The sequence below is a fragment of the Streptomyces sp. KM273126 genome (assembly GCF_004337435.2).
GTDB lineage: Bacteria > Actinomycetota > Actinomycetes > Streptomycetales > Streptomycetaceae > Streptomyces > Streptomyces acidicola.
This window is the reverse complement of sequence record NZ_SJXB02000002.1, coordinates 1406599-1428108: the sequence shown is the minus strand read 5'-3', so window position 1 is coordinate 1428108 and position 21510 is coordinate 1406599. Positions and strand designations below refer to the sequence as shown.

At 71.3% G+C, this 21510-nt stretch carries 23 protein-coding genes; 11 read left to right on the top strand and 12 right to left on the bottom strand.

All coding sequences use genetic code 11. From position 1 onward, the window contains the following. The first annotated feature begins 172 nt into the window (after positions 1-172). The gene (locus E0500_RS36865) at positions 173-1036 is read left to right on the top strand and encodes a 3-hydroxybutyryl-CoA dehydrogenase (RefSeq protein ID WP_131565155.1); all 864 of its coding nucleotides are present in this window, start codon (positions 173-175) and stop codon (positions 1034-1036) included. Positions 1037-1223: 187 nt separating this feature from the next. Here E0500_RS36865 and E0500_RS36860 read toward each other — a convergent pair whose 3' ends face one another. Continuing rightward, positions 1224-2369: an acyl-CoA dehydrogenase family protein gene (locus E0500_RS36860; protein WP_131565153.1), complete on the bottom strand. Its 1146-nt coding sequence runs from the start codon at positions 2367-2369 to the stop codon at positions 1224-1226. Between the two features lie 251 nt (positions 2370-2620). Here E0500_RS36860 and E0500_RS36855 point away from each other — a divergent pair, with 251 nt between their 5' ends. Then, the gene (locus E0500_RS36855) at positions 2621-3691 is read left to right on the top strand and encodes an NAD(P)-dependent alcohol dehydrogenase (RefSeq protein ID WP_131565212.1); all 1071 of its coding nucleotides are present in this window, start codon (positions 2621-2623) and stop codon (positions 3689-3691) included. A gap of 72 nt (positions 3692-3763) precedes the next feature. Beyond that, on the top strand, positions 3764-4513 hold the full coding sequence (locus E0500_RS36850) for an SDR family oxidoreductase (protein WP_131565151.1): 750 nt from the start codon (positions 3764-3766) through the stop codon (positions 4511-4513). A 147-nt stretch (positions 4514-4660) separates the two neighbouring features. Here the strand turns inward: E0500_RS36850 and E0500_RS36845 are convergent, their stop codons facing one another. The 3 genes from E0500_RS36845 to E0500_RS36835 form a co-directional block, all read right to left on the bottom strand. Next, positions 4661-5962, bottom strand: coding sequence for an MFS transporter (locus tag E0500_RS36845; RefSeq protein ID WP_131565148.1), 1302 nt, complete (start codon positions 5960-5962; stop codon positions 4661-4663). A gap of 297 nt (positions 5963-6259) precedes the next feature. After that, a complete protein-coding gene (locus E0500_RS36840; RefSeq protein ID WP_131565146.1) occupies positions 6260-6865 on the bottom strand; it encodes a TetR/AcrR family transcriptional regulator in 606 nt (201 codons plus the stop codon). Positions 6866-7365: 500 nt separating this feature from the next. Next, positions 7366-7506 (bottom strand): hypothetical protein, encoded by a 141-nt coding sequence (locus E0500_RS36835; RefSeq protein ID WP_165935046.1) that lies wholly within the window; start codon positions 7504-7506, stop codon positions 7366-7368. A gap of 198 nt (positions 7507-7704) precedes the next feature. Here E0500_RS36835 and E0500_RS36830 point away from each other — a divergent pair, with 198 nt between their 5' ends. Continuing rightward, positions 7705-8202 (top strand): Rieske (2Fe-2S) protein, encoded by a 498-nt coding sequence (locus E0500_RS36830; RefSeq protein ID WP_131565144.1) that lies wholly within the window; start codon positions 7705-7707, stop codon positions 8200-8202. Between the two features lie 12 nt (positions 8203-8214). On the opposite strand, the gene E0500_RS36825 is transcribed toward E0500_RS36830, so the two are convergent. Next, positions 8215-8859 carry a cysteine hydrolase gene (locus E0500_RS36825; protein ID WP_131565142.1) on the bottom strand — a complete coding sequence of 215 codons (645 nt, stop codon included), beginning with the start codon at positions 8857-8859 and terminating at the stop codon, positions 8215-8217. Between the two features lie 117 nt (positions 8860-8976). On the opposite strand from E0500_RS36825, the gene E0500_RS36820 reads away from it, so the two are divergent. Continuing rightward, positions 8977-9444, top strand: coding sequence for a pyridoxamine 5'-phosphate oxidase family protein (locus E0500_RS36820; protein ID WP_131565141.1), 468 nt, complete (start codon positions 8977-8979; stop codon positions 9442-9444). A gap of 83 nt (positions 9445-9527) precedes the next feature. Here the strand turns inward: E0500_RS36820 and E0500_RS36815 are convergent, their stop codons facing one another. Next, a complete protein-coding gene (locus E0500_RS36815; protein ID WP_131565139.1) occupies positions 9528-10445 on the bottom strand; it encodes a LysR family transcriptional regulator in 918 nt (305 codons plus the stop codon). A gap of 75 nt (positions 10446-10520) precedes the next feature. On the opposite strand from E0500_RS36815, the gene E0500_RS36810 reads away from it, so the two are divergent. Beyond that, a complete protein-coding gene (locus E0500_RS36810) occupies positions 10521-11489 on the top strand; it encodes a DMT family transporter (RefSeq protein WP_181587354.1) in 969 nt (322 codons plus the stop codon). Between the two features lie 15 nt (positions 11490-11504). Here E0500_RS36810 and E0500_RS36805 read toward each other — a convergent pair whose 3' ends face one another. Further along, positions 11505-12836, bottom strand: a complete 1332-nt coding sequence (locus tag E0500_RS36805) for an aminotransferase class I/II-fold pyridoxal phosphate-dependent enzyme (RefSeq protein WP_131564237.1) — start codon at positions 12834-12836, stop codon at positions 11505-11507. A gap of 35 nt (positions 12837-12871) precedes the next feature. On the opposite strand from E0500_RS36805, the gene E0500_RS36800 reads away from it, so the two are divergent. Beyond that, positions 12872-13555: a pyridoxamine 5'-phosphate oxidase family protein gene (locus E0500_RS36800; protein WP_131564242.1), complete on the top strand. Its 684-nt coding sequence runs from the start codon at positions 12872-12874 to the stop codon at positions 13553-13555. Beyond that, positions 13555-14229 carry an FMN-binding negative transcriptional regulator gene (locus tag E0500_RS36795; RefSeq protein ID WP_131564235.1) on the top strand — a complete coding sequence of 225 codons (675 nt, stop codon included), beginning with the start codon at positions 13555-13557 and terminating at the stop codon, positions 14227-14229. Before E0500_RS36800 ends, E0500_RS36795 begins: the two co-directional genes overlap by 1 nt. 120 nt (positions 14230-14349) lie before the next feature. Here E0500_RS36795 and E0500_RS36790 read toward each other — a convergent pair whose 3' ends face one another. From E0500_RS36790 to E0500_RS36780, 3 genes are all read right to left on the bottom strand, one after another. Next, a complete protein-coding gene (locus E0500_RS36790; protein WP_131564234.1) occupies positions 14350-15309 on the bottom strand; it encodes a DMT family transporter in 960 nt (319 codons plus the stop codon). A gap of 232 nt (positions 15310-15541) precedes the next feature. Continuing rightward, entirely contained in the window at positions 15542-16597 is a 1056-nt protein-coding gene (locus tag E0500_RS36785; RefSeq protein ID WP_131564233.1) for a DMT family transporter, read from the bottom strand. Between the two features lie 112 nt (positions 16598-16709). After that, on the bottom strand, positions 16710-17261 hold the full coding sequence (locus tag E0500_RS36780) for a Clp protease N-terminal domain-containing protein (RefSeq protein ID WP_309505278.1): 552 nt from the start codon (positions 17259-17261) through the stop codon (positions 16710-16712). A 259-nt stretch (positions 17262-17520) separates the two neighbouring features. Between E0500_RS36780 and E0500_RS36775 the strand changes: the two genes are divergently transcribed. Beyond that, positions 17521-17949, top strand: a complete 429-nt coding sequence (locus E0500_RS36775) for an SRPBCC family protein (RefSeq protein ID WP_131564231.1) — start codon at positions 17521-17523, stop codon at positions 17947-17949. Between the two features lie 105 nt (positions 17950-18054). Here E0500_RS36775 and E0500_RS36770 read toward each other — a convergent pair whose 3' ends face one another. Next, positions 18055-18693 carry a PadR family transcriptional regulator gene (locus tag E0500_RS36770; RefSeq protein ID WP_131564230.1) on the bottom strand — a complete coding sequence of 213 codons (639 nt, stop codon included), beginning with the start codon at positions 18691-18693 and terminating at the stop codon, positions 18055-18057. A 165-nt stretch (positions 18694-18858) separates the two neighbouring features. On the opposite strand from E0500_RS36770, the gene E0500_RS36765 reads away from it, so the two are divergent. After that, positions 18859-19638 carry an SDR family NAD(P)-dependent oxidoreductase gene (locus tag E0500_RS36765; RefSeq protein WP_131564228.1) on the top strand — a complete coding sequence of 260 codons (780 nt, stop codon included), beginning with the start codon at positions 18859-18861 and terminating at the stop codon, positions 19636-19638. Positions 19639-19827: 189 nt separating this feature from the next. Next, on the top strand, positions 19828-20637 hold the full coding sequence (locus E0500_RS36760; RefSeq protein WP_131564227.1) for a PhzF family phenazine biosynthesis protein: 810 nt from the start codon (positions 19828-19830) through the stop codon (positions 20635-20637). Between the two features lie 51 nt (positions 20638-20688). Here E0500_RS36760 and E0500_RS36755 read toward each other — a convergent pair whose 3' ends face one another. After that, positions 20689-21489 (bottom strand): CPBP family intramembrane glutamic endopeptidase, encoded by an 801-nt coding sequence (locus tag E0500_RS36755; RefSeq protein WP_131564226.1) that lies wholly within the window; start codon positions 21487-21489, stop codon positions 20689-20691. Positions 21490-21510 lie beyond the last annotated feature (21 nt).

The following is a 21510-nucleotide window of genomic DNA, read 5'->3' as shown; positions in this document are numbered from 1 at the left end:
GAATCAAGCCCCGAAGGGGCGGAGCACAGGGCGAAACCCAAGCCGCTTTCGCCCTCAAGCGGGTTGATCAAACCGAACTTGCTTCACATACTCATTCGGACAGGGACCCGGAGGGGCTTGCCTCACCGAGCACCACACCGGCAACCCCACTTCTCGCGAGGAAGGGACATTCATGTCCGACATCTCCCGTCTCGGCGTCGTGGGCTGCGGCCTCATGGGCTCCGGCATCGCGGAGGTCGCCGCACTGCGCGGCCTCGACGTCGTCGTCGCCGAGTCGACACCCGAGCTGGCCGCCGCCGGGCGCGACCGCGTCACCGCCTCCCTGGACCGCGGTCTGAGGCGCGGCAAGCTCACCGAGACCGAACGCGAACAGGCGCTGACCCGGCTCTCCTTCACCCACGACCTGGGCGACCTGGCCGACCGGCAGTTCGTCATCGAGGCCGTCGCGGAGAACCGGGAGATCAAGTCGGAGGTTTTCCGCCGGCTCGACAAGGCGGTGGCCGACCCGGACGCCGTCCTCGCCACCAACACCTCCTCCATCCCCGTCGTCGACCTCGCCGTCACCACCGGCCGGCCCTCCCGCGTCGTGGGCCTGCACTTCTTCAACCCCGTACCGGTGCAGAAGCTGGTGGAGGTGGTCCCCGCCCTCACCACGAGCGCCGACACCGTGGCCCGGACCCGCGGTTTCGCCACCGAGAACCTCGGCAAGGTGGCCGTCCAGGCACCCGACCGCTCCGGTTTCGTCGTCAACGCACTGCTGGTGCCGTATCTGCTCGCCGCGATCCGCATGGTCGAGTCCGCAACGGCGAGTGCGGAGGACATCGACAGCGGTATGGAGCTCGGTTGCGCCCATCCGATGGGTCCGCTGCGGCTGCTGGACCTGATCGGCCTCGACACGGCACAGGCTGTCGCCGAGTCGCTGTACGAGGAACACAAGGAGCCGCTGTACGCCGCTCCCCCGCTGCTGCGGCGCATGGTCGCCGCCGGCCGCCTGGGCCGCAAGAGCGGGCAGGGGTTCTACGTCTACGACGCCTGACACGGCACCTGACACACCCCGCCCCGCCCGACACGGACGGGCCGGTCGCCGGAACACCGGCGCCGGCCCGTTTCCGCGGTGCGCCCGCGCCGGGGCGCCCGGACGCCCGGACGCCCGGGCGCGGTGCGCGGGCGCAGCACGGCGGCACGGTGCCCGACCGGCACGCCCCGCCGGAGCCCGGGTCTCCTCAGGCCGCGGGCTCACCGCCGAGGCCGATGAGTCCGGCGAGCCGCGCCCGGTTCCGGTCCGCGGTGCCGAAGAGGACCTCACTGCCGCGCGCCCGCCGCACGTACAGATGCGCCGGGTGCTCCCAGGTGAAGCCGATCCCCCCGTGCAACTGGACGTACTCGGCCGTCGCGAGGCGGAAGGTCTCGGAGCAGACCACGGCGGCGGCGCCGGCGGCGACCGGCAGCTGCGGCGACGCGGCAGCCACGCAGGCCGTCGCGTACGCGGCCGCCGAACGCGCCGCCTCCTGTGCCACCAGCACGTCGGCCAGCCGGTGCTTGACGGCCTGGAAGGATCCGATGGGGCGTCCGAACTGGTGGCGCTGCGCGACGAACTCAACGGTGGCGTCGAGCGCGTGGCCGCTGCCGCCGACCTGCTCGGCCGCGAGTGCGGCCCGCCCGGCGTCGAGGGTCGCGGCGACCGTGTCCTCGGTGCGCTCCCCCGGGCCCACGGCGGTGGCCGGCGCGCCTCTGAACTCCAACACCGCTTGGCGGCGCGTCTCGTCCAGAACGCGGCGCGGTGTACGGCGGCAGCTGTCCTCGGCCGGCTCGCAGGCGAACAGCCCGATACCACCGGGCGTCCGCGCCCGCACCAGGACCAGCTCCGCACCGGCGCCGTCGAGCACGAAGTCCGCCCGGCCGCGCAGCACCCAGCTCCGGCCCTCCTGCTCGGCGGTGACCTGCGGTTCGCCCTCGTCGAACGCGGCCACGGTCGCGGTGAGCGCACCCTCCGCGATCCGGGGCAGGTAACGCTCGCAGGACGTGCGGTCACCGCTGTACAGCAGGGCGTGAGCGGCGAGGACCACCGTGGGCAGCAGCGGCGCGCAGTACAGTGCGCGTCCGGCTTCCTCAAGGGCGACCGCCAGTTCGACGAACGTGAAACCCGCCCCGCCGTACTCCTCGGGTATCGCCAGCCCGTGGACCCCGATCTCGCCCGCGAGCCGCGCCCACAGCGCTTCGGCGTGTCCGCGCGGGGTGGCCAGATGCTTGCGGACCTCCTCGGGGCCGCTCACCTCGCTGTAGAAGTCCCTCAGGACGGTGCGCAGTTGCCGCTGTTCATCGGTTTCGAAGAGCAACTGGGGGTCGATCTCGGGGCGACCGGGGGGCATGGGGACTCCATCGGGTTCGTGCGGCGAAGAATGATCAACCACTATCTAGAATCGAAGTCAATTCAAACCGTAGACAGCGGCCGCTGACCGGACAAGACCGGAGCGCGCCCTTTCAATCCCAGGAAGCCCGGGAAACTTGCATCGACGGGCAGCTGACGGCGGCTCCGCGCATCGTCACCACAGCATCCTGAATCAACTTCAGCTCTGTTATCCTGCCGCAGTCGGGTACGGACATGACCTGGGCGGTGGAGATGAGGGCGCTGAGGCTGACGGCATGGGGAGAGCCACCGGCATGGTGCGAGGTCGAGCGGCCGGTACCCCGCGGCGCCGAGGTGCTGGTGCGCGTCGAAGCCACCGGGCTGTGCCATTCCGATCTGCATGTCGTCGACGCGGCTCCCGGAGTGCTCCCGTACCGGCTTCCGTTCACCCTCGGCCACGAGATCGCCGGGATCGTCGAGGCACTCGGCCCCGACGCCGACGGCCCGGATGCGGACGGCCTCGACACCGACGGCCTGGCGGCCGGTGACCGCGTGGTGGTGTACGGACCGTGGGGCTGCGACTCCTGCGGTCGCTGTGCTTCGGGCAGGGCCAATTACTGTGACCGGCGGGAGTCCCTCGCCTGGCACGGGGCGGGTCTGGGCCGTGACGGCGGAATGGCCGAGTACGTGCTTGTCCCGTCCGCGCGCCATCTGGCGCCGACAGGGGATCTCGCCGCCGGACAGGCGGCCCCCCTGTCCGATGCGGGCCTGACGTCGTACCACGCCGTGGCCGGGATGCGGCCCGCGCTCGGTGAGGGCACCACCGCCGTCGTCATCGGAGTGGGCGGGCTCGGTCACCTGGCGATCCAGATCCTCCGTGCGACGACCGCGGGCCGCGTGTTCGCGGTTGACGTCCGGGAGGAGGCCCTGGCCCTCGCGCACCGCTGCGGAGCGGAGTTCGGCACGCTGCTGCGGGACGACACGGCCCGGGTGCTCACGGCACGGACGGCGGGCTCCGGGGCGGACGCCGTGCTCGACTTCGTGGGCAGCAGCACGTCGCTGACGCTCGCCACCGGCGTGCTGCGCCCAGGAGGCGAGCTGGCGGTGGTGGGCAGCGGCGGCGGCCATCTGACGGTCCGCAAGCCCGGTGCCCTCCCGCCGGGTCTGAGGCTCTCCCTGCCCTTCTGGGGCACTCGCCCCGAGCTCGCGGACGTCATCTCGCTCGCGCGCTCCGGCGCGATCCATGTGGAAACGGAACCGTTCCCGCTGTCCGCCGCACAGGAGGCGTTCGACCGGCTCCGAGGGGGCCGGGTCCGAGGGCGGGCAGTGCTCGTGCCCGACTGAGACCAGCCCCGGGGCACGTCCCCATGCACCGCTCCCGTTGCCGGATCACCCACTGCAGAAAGGAAGTTCGTCATGCGCTTCCAGGGAAAGGTCGCGATCGTCACCGGCGGGGCCCGGGGCATGGGAGCCTCCCATGCCCGCGGCCTGGCCGCAGAAGGCGCCCGGGTCCTGATCGGCGACGTACTGGACACCGAGGGAAAGGCCCTGGCGGAAGAAGTGCCCGGCGCCCGATACGTCCACCTCGACGTCACCCGTGAGGACTCGTGGCAGCATGCCCTGCACACCGCCGAGGAGGCCCTCGGTCCCGTGGACGTCCTGGTCAACAACGCGGGGATCGTTCACTTCGGCGGTGTCGAGGAGCAGTCTCCGGAGCACTTCCGGCGGATCCTCGACGTCAACCTGGTGGGGTCCTTCCTCGGCATGCACACCGTCCTCCCGGGCATGCGCGACCGCGGCCGGGGAGCGGTCGTCAACGTGTCGTCGGCGGCCGGCCTCGTGGGCTTCGCCGGCGGAGTCGGCTATGTCGCGAGCAAATGGGGCGTGCGCGGCATGACGAAAGCCGCGGCGCTGGACATGGCGGGCAGCGGGGTACGTGTCAACTCCGTACACCCGGGGGTCATCCGGACGCCCATGGGCGAGAGCGCTTCACCCGACCTGTTCGCCCACCAGCCGGTACCGCGCATGGGGGAGCCCGAGGAGGTCACTCGCATGGTGCTCTTCCTGGCCAGTGACGACGCCTCCTTCACCACCGGGGGCGAGTTCCTCATCGACGGCGGCCAGACCATCGGCGTGATCGGTCACGAGCAGGCCCCGGCGCACTGATCTGCTCCGCCGGCCGGCATCCGTCCAGGGCCCGGACGGGTGCCGTGGGCCCTCGCACACAGCAGGCCGGCCTTCCCTGGCACATGGGCGCGCGGGGCCCGGCATGATCGGGAAGACCGGCCTGGAGCGTTGCGGTGGCCGACGCCGCTACACGTCCTTTCGCACGGTGAACAGGGTGCCGATACCGATCAGGCAGACCGTCATGACGAACCACGCCGGGGAGAGCAGGTTGCCGGTCCGCTGAACCAGGTAGGCGGCGATGTAAGGTGCCGTTCCGCCCGCGAGCACGGTGCCGATGTTGTACCCGATGGCCATGCCGGTGTAGCGGACCCGACGGTCGAACAGGTGCGGCCACAGACTTGCGGCCGGAACCTGCACGACGGCGCTGCTCAGCATGTACAGCAGGTAGGCCAGTCCCGCCAGGACCAGGCTGTGGCGGCCCATCAGCATCATCGCCGGGTAGGCGGTCACCAGGAATCCGATCAGCCCGGCCAGCAGAACGCGACGGCAGCCGAACCGTGCGGACAGCCAGCCCGCCGGCACCATGAGCAGGACCGTGACGAAGACGACGCCCGCGCTCAGCCAGAACACGTGTGTGGAGTCGTATCCGAGATCGGTGGTCAGGTAGATGCCGAGGTACGTCAGGCCGAGGAAGATGGCCCCGCCCTGCGCCATCGCCAGACCGATGGACTGCAGCAGCGCCGTACGGTGCGTGGACAGGGTCTCGCGGATCGGAGCCGTGGGGATGTCGGCCTGTTCCGCGGCCTTCTGGAACTCCGGAGTGTCCTCGATGCGCAGCCGGGCCCAGAGGCAGACCAGGGTGAGCGGAATGGCCAGCAGGAAAGGCAGCCTCCAGCCCCAGTCGGCCATCTGTTCCTCGGTGGTGAGCGCGGAGATCGTCCCGGCCGTGGCGGCCGCGAACATGAACCCGAGGTTGGACCCGATGGGAGTGACGGCGCCGAGGAACGCCCTGCGTTTCGGCGGCGCCGACTCGTAGATGTAGGTGTAGGCGCCGACCGACTCGCCGCCGGAGGAGATGCCCTGCACCACGCGGACGAGGAAGAGCAGCACCGTCGCCGTCACACCGATCTGGCCGTAGGTCGGAAGCAGCCCCGTGATGCTGCTGGCCACCCCCATGGCCAGCACCGATGAGACCAGAGCCTTGCGCCGGCCCCACCGGTCGCCCAGCCACCCGAAGAAGACGCCACCGATCGGACGCACCACGAGTCCGGTGGCGAAGACCAGGAGCGCCGCCAGCACGGAGGCCGCCGGATCGTCGCTGGGAAAGAACTGCGGGGCGATCGCCACGGCGAGATAGCCGTAGACACTGAAGTCGTAGTACTCGATCAGGGTGCCGATACTGCCGGCGAGCATCGCACGACGTACCGACCGCGGATCGAGCGACGAGTCCTCCGCCCCTGGCGCGGCGGACCGCTCAGTCGCACTCATGATCCGGCTCTCCTTCCTGCGGCACGGGCCGACCCCTGCCGATGTGCGGGGAGGCTACTCGAACTGAACTCAGTACAGCTAGCCTCGTGCAGCCATGCGTTGGCGGACAGCGGGAATCTAACGATTCACCGAGGCAAGAAGGCTGGCCCGGGCCCGGTTTCGCATCAGGAAGGAGGGGGCGTACTCGCGACTGACTACCGGAGCCGAGTCGAGTTCATGTAAAAGACCACGACGTCGCTCTCAGCGGTCTGGCGCCTGACAGGGACGAGCGGCCGGGCGACGGGTCCACACCCGGACTCAGCGCACGCCGGCCAGTTGCAGGGCGAAATCGCCGTACTGGTAGACGACCTGGTCTTCCGCCAGGTCCCCGTTCTCCCTGTACCAGACCGACACGCCCATCCCGAGGTCCAGGATCGCGTAGGAGGTGAGCTTCACCGAGGTGATCCGGAACCGGCCGGCCTCCACGCCCTCGGTGAGCAGGTTCCGGAAGGCGTGCTCGTAGTCCGCCCGCAGCCGCAGTACGTGCGCCCGGTGGGGCTCCTCCAGACTTCGGATCTCCCCGGTGCCCACGAATGCCTCCAGGCGGTTGCGGGCGTGGAAGCGGACGTGGGCCTCGGCGGCCCGGCGCAGCCGCTCCACGGTGTCCTCGCAGCCCGTCACCGCGTTGCGATGCGAACGCAGCAGGTCCTCCATCGTGCCCGTCATGATCTGCGCGAGCAGTTCCTGCTTGGAACTCACGTGCTTGTACAGGCTCGGGCCTCGCATCCCCACCGCCGCGCCGATGTCGGCCATCGTGGTGGCCGCGTACCCGCGCTCGGCGAAGAGGGCGAGGGCGGCGGTCCGGATCTCCGCCGCGCGCAGACCGGAAGCCGTCGGCGACCGACGGCCGCTCTCTGGCGTCACGCTTCCTCCGCCCTGCCCGTCGGCCGGCGCCCCGTGGGCGGATACGGGAATTCTTTCGCCCCCGACCCTAACGCACCCTGGCCGACTGCCTCCAAGGAAAGCTCGCGAACCCGCTCGCGTGCCCATGCCGCCGCTACCGCGGCGCGGCTCGCCTCGTCTCGCCTCGCCGACGCCGGCCGCCGCCCTGCTGACGTTCCGGAGCCGGAGGAACCCACCCGCTGGAAGAGCTCTCACCGGTCTTGCCGCACCATCCGCTCAACAAGCGCACCAGTCGCCACCCGAGACTGCCGCAGGATCACTGCCAGAAGACCCCTCACCCATTTCAAGATCTCTCAGCCGAGAGCTGTGTCACCAGCCTCCGTGGACAGAACACCTGGGCCGCGAAGCCCTCGACGAGCCGGTCCGTGGTGAGAATGGCCTGGTGCAGGTGGGCCCGTTCCGTTCATGGGCGGCGTACAGCATCGCGGGGAGAAAAGCGGCGGTGGGGTCGCTGACCAGCGTCACGTGGTACCGCTGCCCGTGACGACGGCACTTCTTGCGGAGTACATAGGTGCCGAGGTCGCGGCCTCGACCAGTCCCGGCAGCGACCCGCCCTCACGGAGCGGCGTGATGTACCGGGTCGCGGTGACTTCTTTGAGCATCGCCCCAGGTTACTGAGGCAGGGACGGATGCCGGAGACGGCCCGGGCGCCGGTGCGCGCCCCCCGACAGCGAACCGACAGCTCCGCTTTACCCATGTCTCATCGCATACGGGCGAAGATTTCGGCATCGTCTGAACAGGCGATCTCTGCCGACCGTACCTGTCGGCAGATGCACACCTCCATGGAAGGGAACCCCAGCATGACCAGCGCACCGCACCAGCCCGCATCGAAACCGGCCCGCCGCGCCGTGATCGCAGCAGCCGGCGCGACGGGGCTCGCCGTCGCGCTGACCGCGTGCGGATCGGAAGACGACTCCTCGTCCGCCTCCTCGAACTCCAGCGCCGCCGGCACCGAGCAGGGCGGCAACGCGAGCAGCGGTGGCACGAGCGGCGGCGACGCGGGCTCGGGCGGCACGGAGGTGGCGAAGACCTCCGACATCCCGGAGGGCGGCGGCATGGTCTTCGCCGACCAGAAGATGGTGGTCACGCAGCCGACGGCGGGCGAGTTCAAGGCATTCTCGGCGACGTGCACCCACCAGGGCTGTGCCGTGAAGAGCATCAAGGACGGCGTCATCAACTGCCCCTGTCACAACAGCAACTTCTCGATCACCGACGGCAGCGTGAAGAGCGGCCCGGCGACCAAGCCCCTGCCCGCCATGGAGATCACCGTCGACGGCGACTCGATCAAGATGGCCTGAGCCGGCGAACGCTCATGCCGGCCGGCGGTGCCGCTGGAGACAGCCCAGCACCTCGTCCGTGGTCGCGACCGTGGCGACCAACGCGAGGGTGTTGCGGATCATCGCGGGGGTGTAATCGGAGGGCACCCCCGCGATGGCGTCCCCGGGCACGACGGCCGTGTAGCCGAGGTTGACGGCGTCGAACACCGTGTTCGGGACGGCCACGTTGGCCGAGACACCGGTCACGACCAGTGTGCGGCAGCCGAGGTTGCGCAGCAGCGCGTCGAGGTCGGTGCCGGCGAGCGGTGACAGCCCGTGCAGCCGCCGTACGACCAGGTCCTCCTCGGCGACCTCGACGGGCGGCGCGACGCGCACAGCCGCGGTGCCCGACAACTGTCGGACGGGCAGCCGTTCGGCCGCGCGGAACAGCCTGGCGTTGCGGCTCGCGCCACGGCCGTCGGGCCGCCGCTCGGCGACGGCGTGCACGACCTGTACCCCGTTCTCGTGGGCCGCGGCGACCAGCCGGGCGACGTTCGCCAGCGCACCCGACGAGCGCGCCTCCTCCGCCAGTTCGGGCAGTGCGCTGTCCGGGCCCACGACACCCTGCTGGCACTCGACGGTGAGCAGCACCGTGGTCGCGGGGTCGAGCAGGGCGCTGAGCGCTTCGTACGACGGCATGGCTCCCCTTCGTCCTGCCACCGGCACTCGGGGCGGGCGAGCGTAACGCCCCTTGCGCATGGGCGGAAGACAACTCATGCTGCCTTTCTGACACTACGTCAGAACAGGGGAGGCTTCATGGCCGTCACGCAGCGCCGGGGCCGGAAGATCATGATGGCGCCGGCCGAGCTGGACGAGTTCCTGGCCACGCAGCGCACCTGCCGGGTCGCGACGGTCTCGGCCGACGGAGCGCCGCACGTCAGCCCGCTGTGGTTCGTCTGGGACGGAACCTCGCTGTGGCTGTACTCGATCACGCGCAGCAAGCGGTGGGCCGACCTGCGCCGTGATCCGCGGGTCGCCGTCACGGTCGACGCGGGCGAGGACTACGGCGAACTGCGGGGCGTCGAGCTGTCGGGCACCGTGGACTTCGTCGGGGAGGCTCCTCGTACGGGCGAGCCGGCCCCCGAACTCGCCTCCGTGGAGCGCCTGTTCGCCCGCAAGAACTTCGGCCTGGACGAGATGCCGCACGACGGCCGCCACGCGTGGGTACGGCTGACGCCGGAGTCGATCGCTTCGTGGGACTTCAGGAAGATGGCGTCCTCGTGAAGCCGTCGGCATGGCTGCGAGGCACGGCGTCACGGTGAGGCACGCCGTCTCTGTGACTCACAGCATCACTGTGACTCACGGCATCACTGCGAGGCCGCCGAGCCGATGCTCTCCCCCGCCTTCTGCAGTGCCTCCACCGCCGCCCTGATCGAGGGGCGCCGGTCGGCGTCCGCGCGCCACACCGCGTAGATGCACCGGTGGACACGGTGCCGCAGCGGCACGGCCCGCACCCCCGCCGGCATCGGATCGCGTCCGAGCCGGGGTGCGACACAGACACCCAGCCCGGCGGCGACCAGGGCGAGCTGGGTCTGGTGCTCCTCGGCGCGGTGGGCGATACAGGGCTCGATGCCCTTGCCCCGCAGCGTGTAGAGCAGCCACTCATGACAGAACTCGCCCTCGGCCCAGGCGACCCACTCGTCGTCGGCGAAGTCCTCCAGGTCGACCGCGTCCCGGCCGGCGAGCGGGTGCCCCTCGGGCATCGCGATCTCCACGGGGTCGTCGAGGATCGCCGCCTTGGCGAGCCCTTCGGGCATGGGCAGGGGCTTGTTGTACCAGTCGAGGACGACGGCCAGGTCGGCGTCGCCCCGGATCACCGCGTTGACCCCGAACTCGGGCTCCAGCTCCCGTGACCGCACCCGCAGTGCCGGATGGTCGGCCCGCAGCGTGCTCAGCACCGCCGGGAACAGCCCGCGCATCGCCGTCGGAAACGCGATCAGCCGCAGCTCGCCCACCACCTGCCCGCGCTGCGCCTCCAGATCGGACTGAGCGAGCTCGACCTGGGACAGGATGCGTGCGGCGTGGTCGGCGAGCAGCCGTCCCGCATCGGTGAGGCGCACCCCGCGTCCGTTCCTGGCCAGGAGTTGCTGTCCCACCTCGCGCTCCAGCTTGGCCATCTGCTGGGAGACGGCCGACGTCGTGACGTGCAGCCCCTCGGCCGCTCCGCTGACCGAGCCGTGCCGGGCCAGGGCATCGAGGGTGCGCAGGCGCTCCAGGTTCAACATGTAAGTAATGCTACGAGATTCAGCTCAGCATTTCTCGCTTGTGCTACGAGATCGAGGGGAGGCATCGTTACGCCCATGACCACCGCCACTGGCGCCTCCCGCCCGTCCACCCACGCCCCTCCCCACGCCCCCATCCAGACCCCGGCCACCGCCGAACATCGCCGTCCATCCGTCGACTGGCGCATCCGCTTCGGCTTCCTCGCCCTCATCTGGGGCTTCAGCTTCCTTCTCATCAAGGTCGGTACGGAGGGATACGCCCCCTTCCAGGTGACCTTCGGACGGCTGCTGTTCGGGACGGCGGTACTCGCGGTGGCGATGGCGGTGAAGCGGGAGCGGCTACCGCGCGGCGCCCGCACCTGGGGCCACCTCACGGTCGCGGCCCTGCTGCTGAACGCGCTGCCGTTCTCCCTCTTCGCCTATGCGGAGCTGACGATCCCGTCCACTCTCGCGGGCATCTGCAACGCGACCTCGCCCCTGTGGGGCATGGCCCTGTCACTGGTCGCGCTCTCCGAGGACCGGCCGACGCGAGTGCGGGTCGCCGGGCTCGGACTCGGCTTCCTCGGCGTGCTCACGGTGCTCGGCGCCTGGCAGGGGTTCAACGGCCTGGACGCCTCGGGCACGGCGATGGCCCTGCTGGCCTCGCTCAGCTATCCGATCGGCTGGATCTACGTCCGCCGCACGCTGGCGGGCTCCGGCCACTCGAACCTCTCCCTGACGGGCGCACAGTTGCTGCTGGCCACCGTCCAACTCGCTGTCGTCACCCAGCTGTTCACGTCCCTGCCCGCCACCTTCCCGGTGCTGCCCCTGCTCGCGATCGTCGCGCTCGGTGCCCTCGGCACCGGTCTCGCGATGCTCGTGCAGTACGGCATCGTCGCCGAGGTCGGCCCGACCACCGCCCAGATGGTCACGTACTTCATCCCGGTGATCGCCACGGCCGCGGGCGTCGCGATCCTCGACGAGTCGCTCACCTGGTCCACTCCGGTCGGTGCGGCGATCGTGCTGGCGGGCGCGGCGCTGACCCAGGTGAAGCCCCGCACGCGATGAGCGCCTGACAGGACGTCACACATAACGCCGAGCGGGCGCCGGGCGGATCGCCGAGGCCACGGCGTCCGCCAGGGGCGCGATCTCGCCCTCGGTGAGCGTGGACACCGTGATCCGGATGCCGGGAGGCGCGCTCAGACGGAAGCGGGCGCCGGGTGCCACGGCCCAGCCCGCGTGCAGCAGCCGGGCGACCGCGCCGGTCTCGTCCGGGACGGGGACCCACACGTTCATCCCGCTGTGCCCCTGCGCCACCACCCCGCGGTCCGCGAGCGCACCGATCAGCGCGTCGCGCCTTCGCCCGTACGCTCCCGCCACGGCCCGCGCGTCCACGGCACCGTCGGCCCACAGCCGCACCACCGCCCGCTGCACCAGCCGACTCACCCATCCGGGCCCGAGCCGCTGCCGCCCGCGCACGCGGTCCACGGTCACGGCGTCGCCGGTGAGCACGGCGAGCCGCAGGTCGGGCCCGTAGGCCTTGGCGACGGAGCGGACGAAGGCCCAGTGGTGCGTGACGCCCGCAAGCGGGTGGAGGGGCTGGTCGACGATCCGGTGGCCGTGGTCGTCCTCGATCAGCAGGGTCCCCGGGTGGTCCGCGAGCACGGACCGCAGGGCACGCGCGCGCGTGGCGGTCACCGCGGCGCCGGTCGGGTTCTGCGCCCGGTCCGTGACGATCAGGGCCCGCGCCCCGGTCTCCAGAGCGCGGCGTACGTCGTCGGGGAGCGGCCCTTCGTCGTCGACACCCATGGGGATCGTGCGCAGTCCGAGCGCCGGGGCGAGGTCGAGCACACTGCCCCACCCCGGGTCCTCGATCGCCACCGTGTCGCCCGGCTTGAGGTGCGCGGCCAGGACGCGCTCGATGGCGTCGAGCGAGCCGGAGGTGACGGTGACCGGTCCGTCCGGCACGCTGTCGGCGTCCAGATCCGCGCGCGCGATCCGTGCCAGATCCGGCTCGACCGGGGCCTGACCGTAGAGAACGGGGGCGCGGTCACCCTCCTCGGCAGCCGCCGCGAACGCCTTCGCGAGCGGCGGCAACAGCGCCGGGTCCGGATTGCCGTCGGCGAGGTCGCGTACGCCTTCCGGTACGTCCACCCGGATGTATTCCCGCCCTGTCGTGGCCGGCTTGGACCGCACCCGGCTGCCACGGCGCCCGGCGGTCTCGATGACCCCGCGCTCACGCAGGGTGCGGTAAGCGGCCGCGACCGTATTGGGATTCACACCCAGTTCGGCCGCCAACTCCCGCATCGGCGGCAGCAGTTGCCCCGGCTCCAACTGTCCCGCACCCACCGCACGCTCGACGCTCGCCGCAATCTCTGCTGCGCGACGCCCTTCGATCCGATACTCTCCTAGCACAAAGCAGATTATGCACTAGTGCAATGGAGACCGCAATGCAGGGGACCCCGCAGCCGACCTCGCCGCCCACCGCCTACACCCCGACCGACCGCACCGTCCCCACCCGTTCCGCACAGAGGGCCTCCTACGACAAGGACGTGGTGCACGCGATACTCGACGAGGGCTACGTGTGCCATCTGGGCTTCGTGCGGGACGGCGCCCCGGTCGTGCTGCCCACCCTGTACGCCCGGGTCGGCGAGCGGCTCTACCTTCACGGCTCGACGGGTTCGCGTCCGCTGCGCATGACCGGCCAGGCCGATCCGGGGCTCGCGGTGTGCGTGACGGTCACGCACGTCGACGGGCTGGTCCTCGCCCGGTCCGCCTTCCACCACTCGATCAACTACCGCTCCGTGGTGGTCCACGGCATCGCCCACCAGGTGACCGACCCGGAGGAGAAGCGGCTGGCCCTGGACGCGCTGGTGGACCATGTCGTGCCCGGCCGCTCACGTGACTCCCGGCCCGCCGACACGAAGGAGTCCGCCGCCACCGCGGTGATCCGCCTCGGCCTCGACGAGGTCTCCGCCAAGCTCCGCACGGGCGGTGTCAATGACGAGCCCGAGGACCTCGCCCTCCCTCACTGGGCCGGCGTCGTCCCGGTGCACAAGGGCTACGGCACGCCGTTGCCCGACCCGGACCTGGCGCCCGGCACGGAGCTCCCCGACTACCTGGCGGTGCTGTGATGCTGATCCACCCGTGGGACGCGCCCCGCGACGACGCCGAGTGGCAGGGGTGGCTCGCCGACCACGACTTCGGGCAGCTCGCCGTCAACGGCCTGCCCGGCGAGCCGCCGTACGTCCAGCCGCTGCACTTCGCGTACGACCGCGGGGAGTCCTCCCGGTACAGCGAGGGAGGGTACGGCGAGGTCGTCGCCCACCTCGCCCGACCGAACCCCATGTGGCCCGCGCTGGACGCGAACCCGGAGGTTTTGCTGAGCGTCGTGGACGACTACGTGTTCATCCCCGGCCCCTGGCAGGCTCCGCCGGGCACCCCTCCTGAGCACGGCACCCCGACGAGCTTCTACGCGGCCGTCCAACTGCGGTGCGTCGCCCACATAGTGGACGACCCGGCGGAGAAGGCCCACCTGCTCAACCGCCAGGTGGGCCACTTCCAGCCGGAGGGCGGCTCGGTGGCCGTGGCCGTCGGCGATGCCCCGTACGGCCGGTCCCTCTCCGGTATCCGCGGGCTGCGGCTCGAAGTGACGGACGTGCGGGCGAAGTTCAAGTACGCCGCCCACAAGCCGGAGGAGGTGCAGGACCGCATCGTGACCGGGCTCGCGGCGCGGGGCGCTCCGGGCGACGCCGCGGCGCGGGAGCATCAGCTGCGCCGGCGAGGCGTGTGGGCTGCCGGCAGGTGACGGTGCGGGCCCCGCGAGAGCCGAGAGGCCCGCGAAAGCCGAGAGGCCCGCGAAAGCCGAGAGGCCCGCGAGAGCCGAGTGCCCCCACGAGAGCCCGAGGGGCCCGCACCCACCCGCCCCTCACACGCGTACCGCCTCCTCCACCACCGCGCCCGCACCCCGCGCCTCCGCCACCGCGAGCCCGGCGACCGACCCGAGCATCAGCAGCGTGCCGACGGCTGTCGCCGCCGTCAGCCGCTCACCGAGCAGCACGACCGCGAGCACCGCCGCGCTCACCGGCTCGAGCAGCATGATCACGGACACGGTGGCCGAGCGGACGACGGCCGCGCCGGCGAAGTACAGCGCGTAGGCGAGAGCGGTGGGGATGGCGGCGATGTACGCCAACAGGATCAGAATCAGCGTGGGTTGGGCAGTCGCCGGGACCAGCCCCTCGGCCAGGCCCAAAGGCAGCAGACACAGACTCGCCACGGCGAACGTCCACGCGGTCGTACCGGAGGCGTCGACCCCGCCGTCGCGCCCCCACCACCGGGTGAGCAGCGTCATCACGCAGTAGCCGGCAGCCGACACCACCGCGAGCAGCACGCCCCACGGCCGTACGCTCGTTCCGCCGTTGCCGAGCACGAGGACGGCGAGTCCGACGAGTGCCCCGGCGACGGCTGCGACGCCGCCCCGTCCGAGGCGTTCGCCCATGGTCAGCCGGGCGCCCAGCGCGATCAGTACCGGCCCGGCGCCCAGCGTCACGACGGTCGCCACGGCGAGGCCGGTCTCGTCGACGGCGGCGAAGTAGGCGGTCTGGAAGACGGCCAGCCCGATGCCCGTCGCCCCGGCCCGCAGCGCCTTGCGACCGAGCGGTTCACGGACGGTCCCGAGGGCGACGGCGGGCCGCGGGCGCGGGAGGCGGACGGCCAGCAGCAGGACGAGCCCGGCGGCGCAGCGCCAGAAGGAAAGAGCGACCGGCCCCATGTCACTGGCCCGGTAGACCAGGGATGCGGCCGCGCCCGCGGTGCCCCAGGCGGCACCGGCGACGATCAGATAGAGGAGGCCTCGCCCTGTGGGCAGGCCGGAGGCAGCGTTCGACACGTGTTCTCTCCGCAGAAGCAGAAGTTCGGGAAAGGGCCACGTCGTCGCCGGGGTGAGATGTGCTGGACGCTGATGTGCGCTGGGGCACGGCTCACCGGCGTACGGAAAGGTCCCGGGACTTCGTCTGCGGGCAGCACCGCTCCGCCCCGCCGTCCGGCAGGGCGTGGTTCCCGGAGGCCCGCCTCAGGCGGCCGGGGGAGGAAGAACGAGCGTCGACGGCATGATCCGCATCCTATGGGGCGCTTCCGGGGGCCGACAACTGCCTCTCGGGACCGCCCGCCGCGCTGCCGTCCGTTGCGGCGCCGTTGCTCTGAGCATGCCCCGAGCCGCCCGCGACCGGCCCGTCCGGTGTCCTGGCGGGCGTCGAGGACTGCGCGATGAAGGCGCCGACCAGGACAAGGGCACCGCCGATGAGCTGCGGTGCGGAGAGGTGTTCGCCGAGCAGCACCCAGGCGAGCACGGTCGCGATGACCGCCTCCAGGCAGGCCACGACGCCCGCGACTTGTGGGGAGAGCCTGCGGACGGCGACCACTCCGGTGATGTACGCGAGCACCGTCGCGATCAGCACGACCCAGCCGAGCAGCAGCCAGGCCGCGACGGCCGTGCCGTCCATGCTGACGGTTCCCGCGAGCACGGACCAGTCCATCGTCCAGGGGCGGGTCACCACGGTGAGCACGAGGGCGCCGACGAGCAGTCCGTACGCGATGACGCCGAGCGGGTCCGGTGCCTCCTCGCCCGCGTCGGCGCCCTGGTCGGACAGCACGAAGTAGCCGACCTGGCAGCAGGCGGCGGCGAGGGCGAGCAGCAGACCGAGGGCGTCGAAGCCCATCCCCGACCACACCTCGACGACACAGGCGAGTCCGCCGACCGCGAGCACGACCCCCACGGCCGCGGCACGCGTGACAGGCCGTCGCTGTACGAACCGCACCCAGCCGAGCAGGATCGCGGGCGCCAGGTACTCCACGAGCAGCGCGACACCGACCGGGATCCGTGAGATCGCGGCGAAGTAGCAGGCCTGTACCCCGGCCACGGCGAGCAGGCCGAATCCGGCGAGCAGCGCGGGCCGGCGACGCGGGAGCGCCCGGTGGCGGACGGCCAGCGGCAGCATCACCAGCGCGGCGCCCGCGACCCGCAGCCACACCACGTGGAGCGGGTCGAGGCCCGCCTCGATCAGCGGCTTGGCCGCCACACCCGATCCGCCGAAGGCGATCGCCGACCCGAGCGCGAGCCCGAGGCCGACGCCCCTGCCGCGGTTGCCCTGACTGCCCTGTGAGGTGTGCACCGGCACATGATGACAGGCGATGACATGAGCGTCACCCCCTTTGACACCTGTCTCAGCGTCTGGACGGCCCCGGCGCCGGACGACGTAATCGCGCCGCCCGCACCCGCCCGGCAGCGTCTCAGCTGACGGCGTCCCCGCCCGCCGGGCGCCCCGCCTGCCCGCTCTCGATCCACTCCGACAACTCGTCCGCGTCGATGCCCGCGCGCCCGAGGACCTCCACGGCACGCGACTCGCGGGCCGCGACGATCGCGGCGAGGAGATCGACCCCGCGGGCGCGCTGCCCACCTCGTCGTTCGGCACGCCCGTACGCATCTTCCATCGCCCCGGCCGCCATCGGTGACCAGCCCGCGACGTCGGTGAGCACGGGCACGGCTCCGGAGTCCTCGACGCCGCTCTGCCAGCGCAGTCCGTAGCCGATGCTCCGCTGCACGAGGTATCCGAGCAGCCGGGCGATCTGCGGGCCGCCGCCGAAGACGGCGCGCACCTCGGGGTCGGACTCCAGGAGCGTGTGCAGCAGATGGGCGGTGTCGATCTGCCGATCCCCGTCCCGCAGCGCCCGTCTGCGCGCACCGGCGATCACCGCTGCCAGTTCGTCGGTGAGCCGGGCATCGGGCTCCGCGCCTGTCCGGTCGTGTCCGGCGGCTGACTGCCGGGGAATACGGGGTCGCACATGCCCCACCCCATCAGTCCCTTCCGGCCGGGTCATCCTCGCCCGGCAGCATTTCCACGTCCGACACAGGTTGGGCACGGATGCGCCAGTTCTCCTCCTTACGGATGAGAACACCCCTTCGGGGACGACATCGGAACCTTCGCAACCGGACTCTTTCTGACGGCAACCGGACTTTTTCTGACGGTTCATCAGTATTGAATGTTCCAGGCCGTGCGGCTACGTTCCGCGACACCGCAGCCCGAGACGAAGAGGTGGTCGCATGGCCGAGGTCAGCGCGGAGGCACGCATCGAGGCACCCGCCGAGAAGGTGTGGGCCCAGCTCGTCGACTGGTCGGCGTACGGGGAGTGGAACACGACGCACACCTCCTTCCCCAAGGGTGGTCCGGGGACCCTCGCGGTCGGCGGCACCTTCCAGGAGAACCTGAAGCTCATGGGCTTCCCGGCCGAGGTCGAGTGGACCATCGCGGAACTCGAACCCGCCCGGGTCCTCACCATCCGCGGCAAGGGCCCGATGGCCGTGGACCTCTCCACGAGCTACACGCTCACGCCCGACGGTTCCGCCACCACGGTCCGCATCGACGGCGCGTTCACGGGCGCGGCCGTGGCTCTGATGGCGGGCAAGCTGAAGGACTCGGCGACGGCCGCACTGAACGAGTCACTGCGAAAGCTGGGCGGACTGGTGACGTAGGACGGACGCACGACTCCGCACAGACTGCCCCACTGCCACACAACAGGGTGCCCCGCGGACCACGTCCGAGGGGCACCCCATGCCGCACCACAGGCTTGCCGACCGTCAGTCCTCGTCGGCAAGGATCAGATACAGCTTCTTGCGGGCCTCGTTGATGACCGCCAGCGCCTTGTCGCGCTGATCCTTGCTGCCGGTTTTCCAGACCTGGCCGAACGCCTCCATCAGACCGAAGCCGGCCTGCCGGATCTCGCTCAGCGCCTCCCAGTCGACCCCGCGCGAGGCCTCCTCCCACGGCGCCTCGGGCCCCTCGTCGGCCGCCGTACGGCCCGACTCGGTGAGCGAGAACAGCTTCTTGCCGCCCTCGGTCTCGCTGGCGATGAGGCCCTCGTCCTCCAGTAGCTGGAGGGTGGGGTAGACCGAGCCGGGGCTGGGCTTCCACGCCCCGCCGCTGCGCTCGGCGATCTCCTGGATCATCTCGTAGCCGTGCATGGGCCGGTCCTTGAGGAGCGCCAGGATCGACGCCCGTACGTCACCTCGCCGTGCCCTCCCCCTCGGTCCGCCCCTGCCGCGCCCACCCCACGGGCCCGGACCGAAGCCCGGCCCGAAACCGGGGCCACCGTGCCCCGGGCCGAACGGCCCGAAGGCGCCGCGCAGCGCCTCGAAGTCGGGGCGCCCGTGCGGGCCGCACCCACCGTGACGTCCATGTCCACGCTCGAATCCGTAGTCCTGTCCACGGGAACGCATCGCATTCACTCCATTCCATCGTTGATCTGTCGCGATGCTTCAACGATATATCGGAACAGCTCGCGCGACAAGCCTCGCAGAGCATGCGCACCCCAGTCGGTCTCCCCGTCCGCGGCGCTCCGCCCCGGCCCCCGTAGCCGTGGCCGCGCCCTCTAGGGTTCGGGCATGACGTCGCACAACTACCTCTCCGAACTGTTCTCGCTGGACGGCCGGGTCGCCGTGGTGACCGGCGGCAGCTCCGGCATCGGCCGGGCCATCGCCGGGGCGCTCGCCCGAGCGGGCGCGAGCGTGGTGATCGTGGCGCGCCGGGAGGCGGAGCTGGCCGCCACGGTCGACGAGTTGGTGGCGGACGGTTGCCGGACGGCCTGGGTGAGCGCCGACCTGAGCACCCGCGACGGGGTGCGCGCGGCGGCGGAGCAGGCAGCCGGGGTGTTCGGCGAGCCCGACATTCTCGTCAACAGTGCCGGGATCAACCTGCGGCCACCGATGGGCGAGCTGGGCGAGGACGTGTGGGACACCACGATGGCGGTGAACCTGGAGGCGCCCTACCTGCTGGGCGAGCGGTTCGGGCCCGGCATGGCCGAGCGGGGCTTCGGCCGGATCATCCACATCACCTCACAACAGGCGCACCGGGCGTTCGTCCAGAGCGGCGCCTACGGAGTCTCCAAGGGGGCGCTGGAGTCGCTGGCCCGTTCACAGGCCGAGGCATGGTCGTCGTATGGCGTCACCTGCAACACCCTGGTGCCCGGCTTCGTCATGACCCCGCTCAACGCACGGTTGTCGTCCGACCCGGAGAAGGTGGCCGCGCTGGCCGCGCGCACGATGGTCGGGCGCAACGGCCTGGCCGAGGACTTCGCCGGAGCGGCGGTGTTCCTGGCCGGCCGCGCGTCCGGCTACATCACCGGGCAGTCGATCTTCGTCGACGGCGGGTTCTCCGTTCACTGACCCACCACATCGGGCGACCAGAAACGAGGGCGCGGCCTCGCCACGTCGCCGCGCCCAGCCCTTCGCTCCCTCGAACCGCTCCCCAGCTCCCGCCGAACCACGAACCCCGCTCCCCCGCTCCCCGAAATCGGTCCAGCGCCCCGGAATTGGCCTTGGCCCGCCGCTCCACCCGGCCTCTAGCGTCGGACCATGCGGATACGAATCGTCGACGCCTTCACCGACCGTCCCTTCGCCGGCAACCCGGCCGGGGTCGTCCTCCTCGACGCCTTCGCCGACGACACCTGGCTCCAGCACGTGGCCCGGGAGGTCAACCACCCCGAGACGGCGTTCGCCCACCGGCTGCCCGAGGGCGCCGAGGCGGACTGGGCGCTGCGCTGGTTCACGCCCGCCGTCGAGGTCGCGATGTGCGGCCACGCCACGCTGGCCACGGCGCACGTCCTCGCCACCACCGGAGCCCACACCGGCACCGTCCGGTTCGCCACCCGCAGCGGTGTCCTCGTCGCGACACCCCACGAGGACGGGTCCCTCACCCTGGACTTCCCCACCGCACCCATCGCCCCGGCCGAGCTCCCCGACGGCGTGGCCGAAGCACTGGGCGCCCAGCCGCTCACCGCCCTCGACACCGGCCCCAACATCGGCGACCTGCTGCTCGAACTCGCCGACGAGAAGGGCGTCCGCGGCCTCACCCCCGACCTCAGGGCCCTCGGCCGCTACTCCGAGCGCGGCATCATCGCCACGGCCCGCGCCGAAGACCCCTCCCAGGGCTACGACTTCGTCTCGCGCTGCTTCTTCCCCAACGTCGGTATCGACGAGGACCACGTCACGGGCAGTGCCCACACGGCCCTCGCCCCGTTCTGGTCCGATCGCCTCGGCCGCCCCGCCCTCACCGGCCTCCAGGCCTCATCGCGCTCCGGCCTGGTCCGTACCGAGGTCCGCGGCGACCGCACCCTCCTGACCGGCCGCGCGATCACGGTCATCGAGGGCGAGCTGCTGGCGTGACGGCACCCGAGGGGGGCGTACCGCCGGCTCCGCGCCGACCGTACACCCCCCTCACGCCGTCGGCAGCCAGTCCACCTTGCCCGCCAGCAGCGCATACCCGACGAACGCGCCGATGTCGAGCAGTGAGTGCGCCACCACGAGCGGCCCGACCCGCCCCCAGCGCCGGTACAGGTAGACGAACACCACGCCCATCACCACGTTGCCGATGAAGCCGCCGATGCCCTGGTAGAGGTGGTACGAGCCGCGCAGCAGCGAGCTCGCCATCAGCGCCGACCCCGGACTCCAGCCCAACTGGCCCAGCCGGCGCAGCAGATACCCGACCACGATGACCTCTTCGACGACCGAGTTCTGGATCGCGGAGAGGATCAGGACCGGGAACTTCCACCACACGCTGGGCAGCGCCTCCGGCACCACCGTGAGGTTGAAGCCGAGTCCTCGGGCCGCGAGATAGAACGCGATGCCCGTACTGCCGATCACCGCCGCGACCGCCGCCCCCCACCCGAGGTCGAACCACGGCTTCGTCCGATCGAACCCCAGCGTCCGCAGACCCCTGCCCTCACGCAGCAGGAAGTGCGCGACGAGCGCGACCGGCACCAGCGCCGTCGTGATCCCGAAGAGCTGCCAGGCGAGATCCAGCCATGGACGGCCCGGCGCGGCCGAGGCGTTGAGGGTCGCAGCCTGGTCCTTGAGTCCTCCTGGTTTCGTGACCGATCCGACAAAACTGATCAGAGCGGATACTCCACTCGCACCGAGCGAAAGCCCCAGAACAAGCAGCGTCTCGTTCCGGAGAGTCCGTCGAGCCATCCCCTCCAACGGAGAGGAATCGGCCACCGCCCCTGCCTCCACCTGCACTCCTGCCTCCAGTTCAGTAAT

Bases quoted from the DNA above. Each gene is read 5' to 3' on its own strand.
- E0500_RS36815 (WP_131565139.1), bottom strand. From the start codon at position 10,445: ATGTTGAACCTGGAGCGCCTGCGCACCCTCGATGCCCTGGCCCGGCAC.
- E0500_RS36835 (WP_165935046.1), bottom strand. From the start codon at position 7,506: ATGCTCAAAGAAGTCACCGCGACCCGGTACATCACGCCGCTCCGTGAG.
- E0500_RS36850 (WP_131565151.1), top strand. From the start codon at position 3,764: ATGCGCTTCCAGGGAAAGGTCGCGATCGTCACCGGCGGGGCCCGGGGC.
- E0500_RS36810 (WP_181587354.1), top strand. From the start codon at position 10,521: ATGACCACCGCCACTGGCGCCTCCCGCCCGTCCACCCACGCCCCTCCC.
- E0500_RS36845 (WP_131565148.1), bottom strand. From the start codon at position 5,962: ATGAGTGCGACTGAGCGGTCCGCCGCGCCAGGGGCGGAGGACTCGTCG.
- E0500_RS36860 (WP_131565153.1), bottom strand. From the start codon at position 2,369: ATGCCCCCCGGTCGCCCCGAGATCGACCCCCAGTTGCTCTTCGAAACC.
- E0500_RS36775 (WP_131564231.1), top strand. From the start codon at position 17,521: ATGGCCGAGGTCAGCGCGGAGGCACGCATCGAGGCACCCGCCGAGAAG.
- E0500_RS36825 (WP_131565142.1), bottom strand. From the start codon at position 8,859: ATGCCGTCGTACGAAGCGCTCAGCGCCCTGCTCGACCCCGCGACCACG.
- E0500_RS36800 (WP_131564242.1), top strand. From the start codon at position 12,872: ATGCAGGGGACCCCGCAGCCGACCTCGCCGCCCACCGCCTACACCCCG.
- E0500_RS36795 (WP_131564235.1), top strand. From the start codon at position 13,555: ATGCTGATCCACCCGTGGGACGCGCCCCGCGACGACGCCGAGTGGCAG.
- E0500_RS36765 (WP_131564228.1), top strand. From the start codon at position 18,859: ATGACGTCGCACAACTACCTCTCCGAACTGTTCTCGCTGGACGGCCGG.
- E0500_RS36820 (WP_131565141.1), top strand. From the start codon at position 8,977: ATGGCCGTCACGCAGCGCCGGGGCCGGAAGATCATGATGGCGCCGGCC.
- E0500_RS36865 (WP_131565155.1), top strand. From the start codon at position 173: ATGTCCGACATCTCCCGTCTCGGCGTCGTGGGCTGCGGCCTCATGGGC.
- E0500_RS36855 (WP_131565212.1), top strand. From the start codon at position 2,621: ATGAGGGCGCTGAGGCTGACGGCATGGGGAGAGCCACCGGCATGGTGC.
- E0500_RS36760 (WP_131564227.1), top strand. From the start codon at position 19,828: ATGCGGATACGAATCGTCGACGCCTTCACCGACCGTCCCTTCGCCGGC.
- E0500_RS36830 (WP_131565144.1), top strand. From the start codon at position 7,705: ATGACCAGCGCACCGCACCAGCCCGCATCGAAACCGGCCCGCCGCGCC.
- E0500_RS36770 (WP_131564230.1), bottom strand. From the start codon at position 18,693: ATGCGTTCCCGTGGACAGGACTACGGATTCGAGCGTGGACATGGACGT.